The sequence below is a fragment of the Tardiphaga sp. genome, assembly GCF_044340795.1.
Classification (GTDB): Bacteria; Pseudomonadota; Alphaproteobacteria; order Rhizobiales; family Xanthobacteraceae; genus Tardiphaga.
Genome location: NZ_JBIISY010000146.1, coordinates 1 through 15,635 on the forward strand (window position 1 = coordinate 1; position 15,635 = coordinate 15,635).

Below are 15,635 nucleotides of genomic sequence, written 5' to 3' on the forward strand. Positions count from 1 at the left end.
GCAGTCCGACACCGTGGCCCAGGGCTACGGCTCGCTCGGCCTGATGACCTCGGTGCTGCTGACGCCGGATGGCCAGGTGGTGGAAGCCGAAGCCGCCCACGGCACCGTGACCCGTCACTATCGCGAGCACCAGAAGGGCAAGGAAACCTCGACCAACTCGATCGCGTCGATCTTCGCCTGGACCCAGGGCCTCGCCCACCGCGCCAAGCTCGACAACAATGCCGACCTGGCCAAGTTCGCCAAGACCCTCGAAAAGGTCTGCGTCGACACCGTCGAGGCCGGCTTCATGACCAAGGATCTCGCGCTTCTGGTCGGCGCCGACCAGCGCTGGCTCTCGACCACGGGCTTCCTCGACAAGGTCGCCGAGAACCTGACCAAGGAACTGGCGGCCTGATTTTAGCCGCCAGCTAATTGCATGATCGGAAAGTCCGGGTTGCCCATGGCACCCGGACTTTCTTTTTGAGACAATGCTTTTTCGAGGTGATTAATGACTGCGCAGAACCCCGCTGACGGCCACGACGATCCCTATCTCTGGCTCGAGGAGATCGAGAGCGAAAAGGCGGTGGACTGGGTCGATACGCAGAACAAGCGTACCGACGGGTTTCTGGTGGATGAGAGCTACCAGCGCGATTTCGACGCGGTGCTGAACATTCTCGATGCCGATGACCGCATCCCCTTCGTCGGCAAGTCGGGCGACTTCCTCTACAATTTCTGGAAAGACGCCGAGCACCCGCGCGGCCTGTGGCGACGGACGACGCTGGACAGCTATCGCAAGGAAAAGCCCGACTGGGACGTGCTGCTCGATATCGACGCGCTGAACGCCGCCGAGAGCGTGTCGTGGGCGTTTGCCGGCGCGACGCGCTCACCGGACAAGACGCGCGCATTGGTCAGCCTGTCCTTCAACGGGACAGACGCGATCGAGGTGCGCGAGTTCGATATCGCAAAGAAGAGCTTTGTCACTGACGGCTTTCTGATCCCGAAGGCGAAGACGCAGGTCGCCTGGATCGACAATGACACGCTACTGGTCGGCAGCGCGCAAACGCCGGAGACAACCACTGAAGCCGGCTATACCCGCATCGTGCAACGCTGGACGCGCGGCACGCCGCTGGCTGCCGCGGAGACCGTGTTCGAGGTCGAGAAGCAGGACGTCGCGGCCTGGTTTGGCGTCAATCGCCGGCCGGGTCATGAAGGCCTGATGTTCTGGCGCGCGCTGGATTTCACGCGCTCGCAGATCTTTGTCGAACGCAAGCATGGGCCGCATGCCGGCCAGCGACTTCAGCTGGAGCTACCCGAGGAAATCAGCGTCGGCGCCGAAGCCGAGGATCTGCTGCTCAGCCCGAAGCAGGACTGGACGGTCGGAGATGTCACGATCCCAGCTGGTGCACTGGCGGTCATCGATCTGGATCGCTTCCTCTCCGGCGCTCGCGATATGGAGATCGTCTTCACGCCCACGCCAGAGCGCGCATTGCAGTCATGGGCAGAGACCCGCCACGGCATCGTGCTTGAGCTTCTCGACAATGTCCGTGGTCGGCTCTCCCTGCTGCGGCGGAGCGAGGCCGGCTGGCGGGAGACCGTCCTGCCCGGCCTGCCCGACAATGCCTCGATCTCGGCACAGAATTTTGGCGGCGAGGACGATCCCAAACTGGGCGAGGACGTGCTGTTCACCATCACCGGCTTCACCCGGCCGACAACCACGGCGCTCTGGAATGGGCGCAGCGCCCCGGAGAAACTGAAGAGCGCCCCGCGCAACTTCGATCCCGAGGGCATCGAGGTGCAGCAGCGCCACGCGGTGGCCGAGGACGGGACGAAAATTCCGTATTTCCTGATTGGCAAGAACCTGTCGGCCGAAGGCGCGCCGCGGCCGACGATCCTCTATGGCTATGGCGGCTTTGAAGTGTCGCTGACGCCATCCTACATGGCGATTGCCGGCAAGCTGTGGCTCGAACACGGTCATGTCTATGCCATCGCCAATATCCGCGGCGGCGGCGAGTTTGGCCCGGGCTGGCATCTGGCGTCGCGCAAAAACACCAAGCATGTGGCGCACGACGATTTCGCCGCAGTGGCGCGCGACCTCGCAGCATCGGGTGTAACGACGGCAGCAAAACTCGCCTGTCATGGCGGCAGCAATGGTGGCCTTCTCGTCGGCAACATGCTCACCCGCTATCCACGGCTGTTCGGCGCGATCTGGTGCAGCGTGCCGTTGCTCGACATGGCGCGCTATACAAAACTGCTCGCGGGCCAGAGCTGGATCGCCGAATATGGCGACCCCGAGATTGCCGATGAATGGGCATATCTACAGAAATTCTCGCCCTATCACCTCGCCGAGGCAGGCCAGAACTATCCGCCGATCCTGATCACCACCAACCGCACAGACGACCGCGTGCATCCCGGCCATGCGCGAAAAATGGTGGCGCGGCTGCAGGAGCTCGGCTGCCCGGCCTGGTTCAACGAGACCGTGGCCGGCGGCCATTCGGGCGCCGTGGACAACAGCAAGCAGGCGCAGAGCCAGGCGCTGGGATACGCCTTCCTGCGTCGGACGATCGGCAAGTGACGATGTAGCCCGGATGGAGCAAAGCGCAATCCGGGGACCGGCGAATTTGCCGACGTTCTGAATCCCGGATTACGCTGCGCTCCATCCGGGCTACGCACGCCCATCAAGAAGGACACACCATGTCATCAGGCAAAGTCGCCATCATCACTGCAGGCGGAAGTGGCATGGGCGCTGCTTCCGCGCGTCGCCTCGCAGCCGACGGCTTTCACGTCGCCATCCTGTCGTCGTCAGGCAAAGGTGAAGCGCTCGCGCAGGAGCTGGGCGGCATCGGCATCACCGGATCGAACCAGTCGAATGACGATCTCAAACGACTCGTTGATGGCGCCGTCGCGAGATGGGGCCGTATCGATGCGCTGATTAACAGCGCCGGCCATGGCCCTCGCGCGCCAGTGCTCGAACTGACTGACGAGCAGTGGCACGCCGGCATGGACGTGTATCTGCTGAATGTGATCCGGCCGACGCGGTTGGTTGCGCCGATCATGCAGGCGCAAAAGGCGGGCAGCATCATCAATATCTCGACCGCCTGGGCGTTCGAGCCCTCGGCGATGTTTCCGACCTCGGCCGTGTTTCGCGCAGGGCTCGCGTCCTACACAAAACTGTTCGCCGATGCCTTCGCGGCCTCGAATGTGCGGATGAACAATGTGCTGCCCGGCTGGATCGATAGCTTGCCGGCGACCGAGGAACGCCGTGCGAGCGTACCGATGCAGCGCTATGGCAAGGCTGAGGAGATCGCGGCTACTGTTGCCTTCCTCGCTTCCGAAGACGCTGGCTACATCACCGGCCAAAATATCCGCGTCGATGGCGGGATGACGCGATCGGTGTGACTAGGTGAAACATGCGCCTCACCTCAGCCTGTCATCGCCCGGCTTGACCGGGCGATCCAGCAAACTCAGATATCGCGGCGTCTACTGGGTCACCCGGTCAAGCCGGGTGACGACAATGCAGGTTTGGCTCACGCCGCCATCGTCGCCCCGATTTTCAGCAGCATTGCCTTGGCAATTTCCTGCTCGCCCATGATCACGACATTGGCGCCGTGATATTTGAGATGCGCGACTTCCTCATCGGAATGCGCGCGGGCGATGATCGGCAAGGTCGGGTTGAGCGCCCGCGCCTTGGCGACGATCTGGCCGCCTTCGAACGCATCCGGAATGGCAACGAGCAATCCGCGGGCCTGGGCGATATTCGCAGCCTGCAGCATGTCGGGCGCAGCCGCATTCCCGGTGATGACATCGACATGGCTTTCGCGCAGCCGCTCGACGACGCCTGGTGTATCCTCAATGACGAGGAACTGCATCTTGGCCGCACGCAGCGCCGTCGAGACCACACTGCCGACACGGCCATGACCGACCAGAATGACGTGATTGGTGAGTTCGGAGACCGGCGGGGGATCGCGCACCACCGGCTTGGCCGGATCGGGCGGACCGATCGGCTGTGGCTCGGCTTCCTCCTTGGCGACCATACGGTCGAGGATCGCGAAGAACACCGGATTGATCATGATCGAAATGATCGCACCCGCCAGCACGAGATCGCGGCCGCGATCCGGCAGCAGCGCGAGGCTCGCCCCGAGACTGACAAGAATGAACGAGAACTCGCCAATCTGCGCGAGCGACGCTGAAATGGTCAGCGCCGTCGATTGCGGATAGCCGAACAGGCGCACAATGCCGAAAGCCGCGACGGATTTTCCGATCAGGATGATGAAGACCGTCGCGAGCAATGGCAGCGGATCACGCAGGATGATGCTGGGATCGACCAGCATGCCGACAGAGACGAAGAACAGCACCGCGAACGCATCGCGCAACGGCAGGGTCTCGTTGGCAGCACGCTGGCTGAGCTCGGACTCGCTGAGAATCATGCCGGCAAAGAATGCGCCGAGCGCAAACGAGACATCGAACACGAGCGCTGCGCCGAAGGCGACGCCGAGCGAGATAGCGAACACGGCCAGACGAAACAGTTCGCGCGAGCCGGTATGCGCGACGTAATGCAGCAATGCCGGAATGATGCGACGTCCGACCACCAACATGAAGATGACGAAGCCTGCGACCTTGCCGAGGGTGACCAGCAACGGCATCGCCAGCGCCGACAGATCGCCGCCGCCCTCTCCCTTGAGCAAGGGTGCGATGGCCGGCAGCAGCACCAGCGTCAGAACCATTGCGAGGTCTTCGACGATCAGCCAGCCGATGGCGATCCGTCCGCGCTCGCTGTCCAGCAAGCGGCGCTCCTGCAGCGCGCGAAGCAGCACGACGGTCGATGCGACCGACAGCGCAAGGCCGAACACCAGGCCGCCGCCAAGGCCCCACCCCAATAGTTCGCCGAGCCCGATGCCGAGCAGCGTCGCCACCGCGATCTGCACGACGGCGCCGGGGATGGCGATGTTCTTGACCGAGAGCAAATCCTTCAACGAAAAATGCAGGCCGACGCCGAACATCAGAAGGATGATGCCGATTTCAGCGAGTTCGTTGGCAAGTTTCTGATCAGCGACATAACCCGGCGTGAATGGCCCCATCAGCACACCGGCCAGGAGATAGCCAACCAGCGGCGAGACGCGGATGCGCTGTGCAACCACACCGAGAATGAAAGCCAGCACGAGGCCGACGACGACGGTCGAAATCAGAGGGGTATTGTGCTCCATGCCGCTTTTTGCCGCATGGCAGCCTGGGATGCCAGACTCAAGTGAGGCTACTCATGGTCGCAGCCTCAAACGATGTTGTTATCGCGACAAGCGGTTGCGGCGAGGCGACGCGGTTCCTACTTAACAAGGTCAGCAGGCTTTGTAGTTACTCGCCTGTAGCCCGGATGAGCGAATCGGCATCCAGGGTCAGTGCTTCAATACAAGCGACATTTCCGCATATCGCAGCGCTCACGCGGGCTACAATCAGCCCGCGATCTTCGCCTCGATCGCCTTCAGCGCATCATCAGCCTTGGCTCCATCCGGACCACCGGCCTGTGCCATATCCGGCCGGCCGCCGCCGCCCTTGCCACCGAGAGCTTCGGACGCGATCTTCACCAGATCGACAGCACTGAAGCGCGAGACGAGATCCTCGGTAACGCCAACCACCACGCCGGCCTTGCCGTCTTCACCGACATTGATGATCGCGACCACGCCGGAGCCGAGCTGCTTCTTGCCGGCATCCGCAAGGCTCTTGAGATCCTTCATCTCGATGCCTGACACGCTCTTGGCCATCAGCTTGGTGCCGCCGACATCGCGGACATCGCCACCGCCTGCGCCGGCCGCAGAACCACCGCTGCCGCCGCCCATGGCGATGGTCTTCCTGGCCTCGGAGAGTTCACGCTCGAGCTTCTTGCGCTCTTCCATCAGCGCAGTGATTCGCGCCGGCATGTCATCGAGCGTGGTGCGGAGCTCGTTCGCTGCACTCTTGGCGAGCGCAATCGTGTCATTGGCGTGATGACGGGCCTGGGTGCCGGTGAGCGCCTCGATGCGGCGCACGCCGGAGGCCACCGCGCTTTCGGCCGTGACCGAGATCATGCCGATATCGCCGGTGCGCTTCACGTGGGTGCCGCCGCAGAGTTCGACCGACCAGCCGAGCGCGTTGCTGCCGGTGTCACGCGGCATCTTGCCCATGGAGACGACGCGAACTTCGTCGCCATACTTTTCGCCGAACAGCGCACGGGCGCCGGCCTCGCGGGCATCGTCCACCGCCATCAGGCGCGTGGTGACTTCATCATTCTCCAGCACGACATTGTTGGCGATGTCCTCGACCTGACGCAGCTCTTCGGGCGTGATCGGCTTCTGATGCACGAAATCGAAACGCAGGCGCTTGTCATCCACCGACGACCCCTTCTGCGCGATGTGGTCGCCCAGGACCTGACGCAGCGCTTCGTGCAGCAGATGCGTCGCCGAGTGGTTGGCGCGGATCGCCGAACGGCGGGCATGATCTACATCGAGCGCAAGCGCAGTGCCGAACTTGAGTTCACCGCTCTCGACGGTGCCGAGATGCACGAACAGATCGCCAGCGCGCTTCTGGGTGTCGGTGACGCGGAACGTCACGCCCTCGCCGGTGAGCACACCGAGATCGCCCACCTGGCCACCCGACTCCGCATAGAACGGCGTCTGGTTCAGCACGATAGCGCCGGTCTCGCCAGCCTTCAGGCTCTCGACCTCGTTGCCGTCCTTGACCAATGCGGTGACAGCGCCTTCGGCGCTTTCGGTCTCGTAGCCGAGGAATTCAGTAGCACCGAGCTTCTCGCGCAGGCCGAACCACACGGTCTCGGTCGCAGCTTCGCCCGAACCGGACCATGAGGCACGCGCCTTCTGCTTCTGCCGCTCCATCGCATCGGTGAAGGAGGCGATATCGACGGAGATGCCGCGGTTACGCAGTGCGTCCTGGGTGAGATCCAGCGGGAAACCAAATGTGTCGTAGAGCGTGAAGGCGGTCTCGCCGTCGAACATGTCGCCCTGCTTGAGCGAGGCGCTCTTGGTGTCGAGAATGCCGAGACCCTTTTCCAGCGTGCGGCGGAAACGCGTCTCTTCGAGGCGCAGCGTCTCCTCGATCAGCGAGCGGGCGCGCTGCAGCTCGGGATAGGCCTCGCCCATCTCGCGCACCAGCGTCGGCACGAGCTTCCACATGATGGGCTCGCGTGCGCCCAGCAACTGGCCATGGCGCATCGCGCGGCGCATGATGCGGCGGAGCACATAGCCGCGGCCTTCATTGGACGGCAGCACGCCGTCGGCGATCAGGAAGGACGACGCGCGCAGATGGTCGGCGATCACGCGCAACGAGGCCTTCATCGGGCCGTGTGGGTCTGCACCGGTGAGATCCGCGATGGCGCGGATCAGTGCGACGAACAGATCGATATCGTAATTGTCGTGCTTGCCCTGCAGCACCGCGGCGATGCGCTCGAGGCCCATGCCGGTGTCGATGGAAGGTTTTGGCAGCGCCAGCCGGTTGCCCGGCGCGATCTGCTCGAACTGCATGAAGACGAGATTCCAGATCTCGATGAAGCGGTCACCGTCTTCATCGGGCGAGCCGGGAGGGCCACCGGGAATCTTGTCGCCGTGGTCGAAGAAGATTTCCGAACACGGACCGCAGGGGCCGGTATCGCCCATCTGCCAGAAATTGTCGGAGGTCGGGATGCGGATGATCTTGGATTCAGAAAGGCCGGCGACCTTCTTCCACAGGCCGAAGGCTTCATCGTCTTCCGAATAGACGGTGACGAGCAGCTTGTCCTTCGGGAGGCCGTATTCCTTGGTGATCAGATTCCAGGCAAGCTCGATGGCGCGTTCCTTGAAGTAATCGCCGAACGAGAAGTTGCCGAGCATCTCGAAAAAGGTGTGGTGGCGCGCGGTGTAGCCGACATTGTCGAGGTCGTTATGCTTGCCGCCGGCGCGCACGCACTTTTGCGAAGTGGTAGCGCGCTGATAGGGCCGTTTCTCGATACCGGTAAAAACGTTCTTGAACTGCACCATGCCGGCATTGGTGAACATCAGCGTGGGGTCGTTGCGCGGCACCAGCGGCGACGACGACACGATGTCGTGGCCGTTCTTGGCGAAATAATTCAGAAATGCCGACCTGATCTCGTTAACGCCGCTCATACCCGTCCAATCACGCCTGAAAACGGCCGCGGCAAATCCCGCGGCCTCGTGCCACAACCGGGACGCTTTTAGACCGGGGGGCACGCGCCTGTCCAGAAACTGTGCAGCTTAATCATGGGGTTGCCGCATCAGCACAAGCCGTTGATAGATGCTGCATCTGCGTTGACAGTTTCCGGGAACGTGTGGTCTTGTGCCAGCGTTGAACGACGTCACGTCGGGAGAGACCAGTCCCTGCTCGGGCTGGCGCCGAAGGAGCAACCGCCCCGGAAACTCTCAGGCAAAAGGACCGTGTGACGGACTAAGCATCTGGAAAGAGGCGCTGCGGGCTTCCCGTGAGTGCCCGCCGACGGGATAATACTCTCAGGCACAGCGACAGATGGGGCTTCTGCGACACCCGCCGGGAATCTGCCCGGGGGAACCGCGAGGGCCCTGTTGATGCTTGCGACCGACAAAAATTCAACTTTGAAGCAAACACCGCTCCACGCGCTGCATGTCGCGCGCGGCGGCAAGATGGTGCCCTTCGCCGGCTATGACATGCCGGTGCAGTACGCCACCGGCGTGCTGAAGGAACATCTCCACACCCGCACGGCCGCCGGCCTGTTCGATGTGTCCCATATGGGACAGATCGTGCTGCGGGCGAAGTCCGGCAAGGTCGAGGATGCCGCGCTCGCCCTGGAAAAACTGGTGCCGATGGACATCCTGGCCCTCGCTCCCGGTCGCCAGCGCTATGCGCAGTTCACCAACGAGAACGGCGGGATTCTCGACGACCTGATGGTGGCGAATTTCGGCGATCACCTGTTTCTCGTCGTCAATGCCGCCTGCAAGGCCGAGGACGAAGCGCATCTGCGGAAGCACCTGTCCGACTCCTGCATCATCGAGCCCCTGACCGACCGCGCGCTGATCGCGCTGCAGGGACCGAAGGCGGCGGATGTGCTGGCAAAATTCTGCCCGGAAGCGCCTGACATGAAGTTCATGGATACCGGCCCGCATCAGGTAAATGGCATTGCCTGCTTCGTCTCGCGCTCGGGCTATACCGGCGAGGACGGTTACGAGATCTCGATCCCGAACGATCAGGCTGAAGCGCTGACCTCTGCCCTGCTCGATCATCCTGACGTCCTGCCGATCGGCCTCGGCGCCCGCGACAGCCTGCGGCTGGAAGCCGGCATGTGCCTTTACGGCCATGACATCGACACGACGACGACCCCAGTCGAAGGCAACCTGATCTGGTCGATCCAGAAGAGCCGCCGCACCGGCGGGGCGCGCGCCGGCGGCTTTTTCGGCAGCGAGGCGATTCTCGCCCAGCTCGATGGCGGCGCATCGCGCCAGCGCGTCGGGCTGAAGCCGGAAGGCCGCGCGCCCGTGCGCGAGGGCGTTCTGCTGTTTGCCGACGCGACCTCCACCGATTCGATCGGCAAGGTCACTTCCGGCGGTTTCGGCCCGAGTATCTCGGCGCCGATCGCCATGGGCTATGTGCCCACGTCACACGCCAAAGACGGAACGACTGTATTCGCCGAATTGCGCGGACAGCGCATGCCGATGACCGTCGCTCCCATGCCTTTCGTCCCGAACAACTACAAGCGCTGAGGAACTGCCCCATGACCACCCTCTACACCGAAGACCATGAATGGCTGCAGATCGACGGCGACATCGTCACCGTCGGGATCACCGATTTCGCGCAGTCGCAGCTCGGCGACGTCGTCTTCGTTGAGCTGCCGAAGATCGGCCGCGCCCTGAAGAAGGCCGAAGCCGCCGCCGTGGTCGAATCGGTAAAGGCCGCTTCCGACGTCTATGCGCCGATCACCGGCGAAGTCGTCGAGATCAATGACGGCCTCGCCGCGGAGCCGGCGCTGGTGAATTCCGATGCCGAAAGCAAGGCCTGGTTCTTCAAGCTGAAGCTCGCCGACAAGAGCGAACTCGACGGCCTGATGGATGCCGAGGCCTACAAAGCGCACAGCGCCTGAGGACGTATCATGACCGTGAAGACCTCTGCCGACGTTGCCACCGATTTCGTCCGCCGCCATCTCGGCCCCTCGCCCTCCGATATCCAGGCGATGCTGGAAACGGTGAGCGCCAAGAGCCTTTCGGGGCTGATGAGCGAGACGCTGCCGAGCTCGATCCGGCAGAAGGCGCCGCTCGATACCGGGCGCGCGCTCAGCGAGACCGAAGCGCTGGCGCATATGACCGAGCTGGCAAAAGGCAACCAGGTCTTCACGTCACTGATCGGCCAAGGCTATCACGGCACGGTTCTGCCCACCGTCATCCAGCGCAACATCCTGGAAAATCCGGCCTGGTACACGGCCTATACGCCGTATCAGCCGGAGATCAGCCAGGGCCGCCTGGAAGCTCTGTTCAACTTCCAGACCATGATCTGCGATCTTACCGGCCTCGACGTCGCCAACGCGTCGCTGCTCGATGAAGGCACGGCCGCCGCCGAAGCCATGGCGCTGGCAGAGCGTGCATCCTCGGTACAGACCAAGACTTTCTTCGTCGATCACGAAGTGCATCCGCAGACGCTGGCCGTGCTGCGCACCCGCGCCGAGCCGCTCGGCTGGTCGCTGCAGGTCGGCAATCCCCTCACCGATCTCGACCGCGCCGATGTGTTCGGCGCCCTGCTGCAATATCCCGGCACGACGGGCATCGTGCGCGATCTCAAGCCGGCCATCACCACGCTGAAGGCCAAGGGCGCACTCGCGGTAATGGCGGCGGACCTGCTCGCGTTGACGCTGCTTGCTTCCCCCGGCGATCTCGGCGCCGATATCGCCATCGGCTCGGCACAGCGCTTTGGCGTGCCGATGGGCTATGGCGGCCCGCATGCCGGCTACATGTCGGTGCGCGACGCGATCAAACGTTCGATTCCCGGCCGCCTCGTCGGCCTCTCCATCGATTCGCGCGGCGAGCCCGCTTATCGTTTGGCGCTGCAGACGCGCGAACAGCATATCCGTCGCGAAAAGGCGACGTCGAATATCTGCACCGCTCAAGTGCTGCTCGCCGTCATCGCCTCCATGTATGCGGTCTATCACGGCCCCGAGGGCCTCAAGCATATCGCCCGCACCACGCATCGTCGTGCGTTGACGCTGGCAGCCGGTCTCAAGAAGCTCGGTTTCGCGCCAGAGAGCGAGGCGTTCTTCGACACGATCACGATCAAGGTCGGCGACAAGCAGGCCGGCGTTATCGCGGCCGCACAGTCCGAAAAGATCAATCTCGGCATCGGCAACGGCGCCATCCGCATTGCGCTGGACGAGACGACGACACCGGAGACTGTCGAAGCCATCTGGCGCGCTTTTGGTGGCAAGCTTGGCTATGCGGATGTCGAACACGGCATCAGCGATGCGCTGCCCGCTTCGCTGAAGCGCTCGTCGCCGTTCATGACCCATCCGGTCTTCCACAGCCATCGCTCCGAAACGGAGCTCCTTCGTTACATGCGAAAACTGTCGGACCGCGATCTCGCGCTCGACCGCGCGATGATCCCGCTCGGCTCCTGCACCATGAAGCTGAACGCCACCACCGAAATGATGCCGCTGACCTGGCCCGCCTGGGGCTCGCTGCATCCGTTCGTGCCTGCCGATCAGGCCAAGGGCTATCATCAGCTCTTCACCACGCTGGAGAAGTGGCTGTGCGACATCACCGGCTATGACGCGGTGTCGCTGCAGCCGAATTCCGGCGCACAGGGTGAATATGCCGGCCTGCTCGCCATCCGCGGTTATCACGCCGCGCGCGGCGATCATCAGCGCACCATTTGCCTGATCCCGTCCTCCGCCCACGGCACCAATCCGGCATCCGCTGCAATGGTCGGCATGAGCGTCGTCGTGGTCGCCTGCGACAAGGACGGCAATGTCGATGTGACCGAGCTGCGCGCCAAGGCCGAGAAGCACTCGGCCAATCTCGCGGCGATCATGATCACCTATCCATCGACCCACGGCGTGTTCGAGGAGCATATCCGCGACATCTGCGACGTCGTCCATGAACATGGCGGACAGGTCTATCTCGACGGCGCCAATATGAATGCCCAGGTTGGTTTGTCACGGCCCGGCGAATATGGCGCCGATGTCAGCCATCTCAACCTGCACAAGACCTTCTGCATCCCGCATGGCGGCGGCGGACCGGGCATGGGGCCGATCGGCGTGAAGGCGCATCTGGCGCCCTACCTGCCCGGCCATCCCGCCACCAATGGCGATGCGCCGGTCGGCCCGGTCTCGGCCGCGCCCTATGGCTCGGCGTCGATCCTGACCATCTCCTACATCTACATCCTGATGATGGGTGGCGCTGGTCTTACCTCGGCCACCGAGGTCGCGATCCTGAACGCGAACTATGTGGCCGCGCGGCTCGATCCGCATTTCCCGGTGCTGTATCGCAATCACAATGGCCGCGTGGCGCATGAATGCATCATCGATCCGCGTCCGCTCAAGGCAACGAGCGGCGTCACCGTTGACGACATCGCCAAGCGCCTGATCGACTACGGATTCCACGCACCGACCATGAGTTTCCCGGTGGCGGGCACGCTAATGATCGAGCCAACGGAATCGGAGTCCAGGGCGGAGCTGGATCGTTTCTGCGATGCGATGATCGCGATCCGCAAGGAAATCGCTGATGTCGAGGGCGGTCGTTTCAGGATCGAGGCATCGCCGCTGCGCCATGCGCCGCACACGGTGCATGACATCGCCGAAGACGACTGGAAGCGCGCCTATACCCGCGCCGAAGGCTGCTTCCCGGCCGGCACCTCGCGCACCGACAAATACTGGTGCCCGGTCGGTCGCGTCGACAATGTCTATGGCGATCGCAATCTCGTCTGCTCGTGTCCTCCGATGGAGGATTACGCGCAGGCTGCGGAGTAAACGCGACTGTCGTCGCCCGGCTTGACCGGGCGACCCAGTACACGCTCCTATCGATGAATATCGCAAAAAACTGCGTTTACTGGACCACCCGCTTTCGCGGGTGGTGACAAGTTGAGCTTCAGCAAGCAACACTAGGCTGCGGCGGCCAGATTGACGACGGACTTCGCGAGGGTGGTGAGCGAGTCGTCAGTCTTCTTTTCTTCGCTCAGCGTTGCATCGAGCAGCTTGGCGGCGTCCTTCATGCCGAGCTCCGTGGCCCACGTTTTCAAGGTGCCGTAGCGCGAGATCTCATAGTGCTCGACGGCCTGGGCTGCTGCGAGCAAGCCGGCATCGAGCGAACTCGTGCCCTTGTATTCGTCCATGATCTCCTTGCCTTCGTCGAGAATTCCGACAATGGCGTCGCAGGTCTTTCCGCGGGCAGGCTTTTCCAGCAGTTCGAAGATCTGCTCGAGGCGATCGATCTGACCTTCGGTCTCGTCGTGATGCTTCTCGAAGGCGGCGCGCAGTTTGTCCGAGGTCGCAGCCTTGGCCATCTTTGGCAATGCCTTCAGTATCTGCTTTTCGGCGAAGTAGATGTCCTTGAGGGTATCGAGGAAGAGATCGTTGAGATCCTTGTCTTTGGCGGCCATGACGCACTCCGTTGGCGGTAGCGGGTTGTTTCCCGCTGCACAACGTGGGCGATTTTTCCTTGTTCCTGTTGCGCGCAGGTGAATCTCGCTCAAGCCGCCAGCGACGTCTCCACCAGCTTCACCCAGTAAGACGATCCATAGACGATGGCATCGTCGTTGAAGTTATAGGCGGGGTGATGCAGGCCGGCGCTGTCGCCATTGCCCATGAAGATGAAGGCGCCAGGCCGCGCCTCGAGCATATAGGCGAAATCCTCGGCGCCCATCACGGGCTCCATGTCGATGGCGACATTGGCGGCACCGCCCACCTCGCCGGCGATCTTCGCCGCCAGCTTCGTCTCCTCGGGATGATTGACGACGACGGGATAACCGCGATCGTAATTCAGCGCTATCCGCGCACCGGTCTGCAGCGCGATGCCGGCGCAAACCTCGTTCATCCGCTTCTCGACGAGATCACGGATTTCCTTGCGCAGCGTGCGCACCGTGCCGCGCAGTTCGGCCGAAGCCGGGATGACATTGCTGGCATGGCCGGCGTGGAATTCGCAGATCGAGATGACAGCGGAATCCAGCGGGCTGACGGTGCGCGAGACGATCGACTGGAAGGCCATGATGAGTTGCGAGCCGGCCAGCACCGGATCGATGGTCTTGTGCGGATAGGCGGCGTGACCGCCGACGCCCTCGATGGTGATGGAGATGCGATCCATCGCGGCCATGATCGGGCCGGTGCGCATCGAGAATGAGCCGATCGGCGAACCCGGATTGTTGTGCATGCCATAGACCTTCTGGATGCCGAAGCGATCCATCAGGCCGTCCTTGATCATCGCGTCGGCTCCCGCACCGCCCTCTTCGGCGGGCTGGAAGATCACCACGGCGTCGCCGGCAAAGTTGCGGGTCTCGGCAAGATATTGCGCGGCACCGAGCAGCATCGAGGTGTGGCCGTCATGACCGCAGGCATGCATCTTGCCGGGGGTATTCGAGGCATAGGGCAGATTGGTCTGCTCCTCGATCGGCAGCGCGTCCATGTCGGCACGCAGGCCAATGACACTGCCCTTGCCCTTGTTGCCCTTGATGACGCCGACCACCCCGGTGCGGCCGATCCCCTCGACCACCTCGTCGCAACCAAAGGCCTTCAGCTTTTCCGCCACGAAGGCCGCCGTGCGGTGCACATCGTAGAGCAGCTCCGGGTGCTGGTGCAGGTCGCGGCGCCAAGCCGTGATCTCGGGCTGCAATTCGGCGATGCGGTCAATGATCGACATAGGGGGCTCGCTGGCAATGAAAATCTGCTGGTGAGAGCCTAGCATGCGACGTGCCAACTGCCCAAGCCGGCACCCCCGCCCCCGCTATGCAATGGTCGTCTGTACATCGCCACGCCCGGCCGCTAGAGCGTCATAATACGGCAATGAACCGTGACTGGCAGGGAACGATGACGCGGCTCGAGGGTGACTTTGACTATATCGTTGTGGGCGCAGGCACCGCAGGTTGCATCGTCGCCAACCGTCTCTCGGCTGATCCGCGCAAGCGCGTGCTGCTCCTGGAAGCCGGCGGCCGCGACAACTGGATCTGGTTTCACATCCCGGTGGGCTATCTGTTCGCCATCGGCAATCCTCGCTCCGACTGGATGTTTCGCACCGAGCCGGAGCCGGGTCTCAATGGCCGGTCGCTGGCCTATCCCCGCGGCAAGGTGATCGGCGGCTCATCCGCCATCAATGCAATGATTTCCATGCGCGGCCAGGCCGCGGATTACGATCACTGGCGCCAGCTCGGCCTCACCGGCTGGGGCTATGACGACGTGCTGAAATCCTTCCTCAAGCTGGAAGATCATTTCCTCGGCAAGAGCGAGCATCACGGTGTCGGCGGCGGCTGGCGCATCGAGGCGCCGCGACTGTCATGGGACGTGCTCGATGCCGTCGCTGATGCCGCTTCAGAAATGGGCATTCGCCGCACCGCCGATTTCAACACCGGAGACAATGAAGGCATCGGCTACTTCCACGTCAACCAGAAGCGCGGACGTCGCTGGTCGTCGGCCCGCGGCTTTCTCAAGCCAGTACTGAACCGGCCGAACCTGCGGCTCGAAA

General features: G+C 63.0%; 11 protein-coding genes and 1 riboswitch. Of the genes, 7 read left to right on the plus strand and 4 right to left on the minus strand.

What is annotated here, in order from left to right; genetic code table 11:
* The 3 genes from ACIQ17_RS21235 to ACIQ17_RS21245 form a co-directional block, all read left to right on the plus strand.
* The coding region (locus ACIQ17_RS21235) for an isocitrate/isopropylmalate family dehydrogenase (protein WP_398471085.1) at positions 1 to 394 on the plus strand (394 nt) is incomplete at its 5' end.
* Positions 395 to 487: 93 nt separating this feature from the next.
* Positions 488 to 2,551: a prolyl oligopeptidase family protein gene (locus ACIQ17_RS21240; RefSeq protein ID WP_398471086.1), complete on the plus strand. Its 2,064-nt coding sequence runs from the start codon at positions 488 to 490 to the stop codon at positions 2,549 to 2,551.
* Positions 2,552 to 2,670: 119 nt separating this feature from the next.
* Positions 2,671 to 3,375 (plus strand): SDR family oxidoreductase, encoded by a 705-nt coding sequence (locus tag ACIQ17_RS21245; RefSeq protein WP_398471087.1) that lies wholly within the window; start codon positions 2,671 to 2,673, stop codon positions 3,373 to 3,375.
* A 128-nt stretch (positions 3,376 to 3,503) separates the two neighbouring features.
* Here ACIQ17_RS21245 and ybaL read toward each other — a convergent pair whose 3' ends face one another.
* Together ybaL and alaS are read right to left on the minus strand one after the other, a co-directional pair.
* Positions 3,504 to 5,180 (minus strand): YbaL family putative K(+) efflux transporter, encoded by a 1,677-nt coding sequence (gene ybaL / locus ACIQ17_RS21250; protein WP_398471088.1) that lies wholly within the window; start codon positions 5,178 to 5,180, stop codon positions 3,504 to 3,506.
* A 243-nt stretch (positions 5,181 to 5,423) separates the two neighbouring features.
* Complete coding sequence (alaS, locus tag ACIQ17_RS21255) at positions 5,424 to 8,102, minus strand: alanine--tRNA ligase (protein WP_398471090.1); 2,679 nt, start codon at positions 8,100 to 8,102, stop codon at positions 5,424 to 5,426.
* A gap of 204 nt (positions 8,103 to 8,306) precedes the next feature.
* A riboswitch (glycine riboswitch) is annotated at positions 8,307 to 8,401 on the plus strand.
* A gap of 136 nt (positions 8,402 to 8,537) precedes the next feature.
* Between alaS and gcvT the strand changes: the two genes are divergently transcribed.
* The 3 genes from gcvT to gcvP are packed head-to-tail and all read left to right on the plus strand — an operon-like array spanning position 8,538 to position 12,934.
* The gene (gcvT, locus tag ACIQ17_RS21260; protein ID WP_398471092.1) at positions 8,538 to 9,686 is read left to right on the plus strand and encodes a glycine cleavage system aminomethyltransferase GcvT; all 1,149 of its coding nucleotides are present in this window, start codon (positions 8,538 to 8,540) and stop codon (positions 9,684 to 9,686) included.
* 11 nt (positions 9,687 to 9,697) lie between these two features.
* Positions 9,698 to 10,063, plus strand: coding sequence for a glycine cleavage system protein GcvH (gene gcvH, locus ACIQ17_RS21265; RefSeq protein WP_398471093.1), 366 nt, complete (start codon positions 9,698 to 9,700; stop codon positions 10,061 to 10,063).
* 9 nt (positions 10,064 to 10,072) lie between these two features.
* Complete coding sequence (gene gcvP / locus ACIQ17_RS21270) at positions 10,073 to 12,934, plus strand: aminomethyl-transferring glycine dehydrogenase (protein ID WP_398471094.1); 2,862 nt, start codon at positions 10,073 to 10,075, stop codon at positions 12,932 to 12,934.
* Positions 12,935 to 13,065: 131 nt separating this feature from the next.
* On the opposite strand, the gene ACIQ17_RS21275 is transcribed toward gcvP, so the two are convergent.
* Positions 13,066 to 13,563, minus strand: a complete 498-nt coding sequence (locus ACIQ17_RS21275) for a ferritin-like domain-containing protein (protein ID WP_398471096.1) — start codon at positions 13,561 to 13,563, stop codon at positions 13,066 to 13,068.
* Positions 13,564 to 13,652: 89 nt separating this feature from the next.
* Positions 13,653 to 14,816, minus strand: a complete 1,164-nt coding sequence (locus tag ACIQ17_RS21280) for a M20 aminoacylase family protein (RefSeq protein ID WP_398471097.1) — start codon at positions 14,814 to 14,816, stop codon at positions 13,653 to 13,655.
* 167 nt (positions 14,817 to 14,983) lie between these two features.
* On the opposite strand from ACIQ17_RS21280, the gene ACIQ17_RS21285 reads away from it, so the two are divergent.
* The coding region (locus ACIQ17_RS21285) for a GMC family oxidoreductase (protein ID WP_398471098.1) at positions 14,984 to 15,635 on the plus strand (652 nt) is incomplete at its 3' end.

What these genes read in the sequence shown, in the direction of transcription:
- ACIQ17_RS21240 (WP_398471086.1), top strand. Translation starts at nt 488, where the DNA reads ATGACTGCGCAGAACCCCGCTGACGGCCACGACGATCCCTATCTCTGG.
- ACIQ17_RS21245 (WP_398471087.1), top strand. Translation starts at nt 2,671, where the DNA reads ATGTCATCAGGCAAAGTCGCCATCATCACTGCAGGCGGAAGTGGCATG.
- ybaL (WP_398471088.1), bottom strand. Translation starts at nt 5,180, where the DNA reads ATGGAGCACAATACCCCTCTGATTTCGACCGTCGTCGTCGGCCTCGTG.
- alaS (WP_398471090.1), bottom strand. Translation starts at nt 8,102, where the DNA reads ATGAGCGGCGTTAACGAGATCAGGTCGGCATTTCTGAATTATTTCGCC.
- gcvT (WP_398471092.1), top strand. Translation starts at nt 8,538, where the DNA reads ATGCTTGCGACCGACAAAAATTCAACTTTGAAGCAAACACCGCTCCAC.
- gcvH (WP_398471093.1), top strand. Translation starts at nt 9,698, where the DNA reads ATGACCACCCTCTACACCGAAGACCATGAATGGCTGCAGATCGACGGC.
- gcvP (WP_398471094.1), top strand. Translation starts at nt 10,073, where the DNA reads ATGACCGTGAAGACCTCTGCCGACGTTGCCACCGATTTCGTCCGCCGC.
- ACIQ17_RS21275 (WP_398471096.1), bottom strand. Translation starts at nt 13,563, where the DNA reads ATGGCCGCCAAAGACAAGGATCTCAACGATCTCTTCCTCGATACCCTC.
- ACIQ17_RS21280 (WP_398471097.1), bottom strand. Translation starts at nt 14,816, where the DNA reads ATGTCGATCATTGACCGCATCGCCGAATTGCAGCCCGAGATCACGGCT.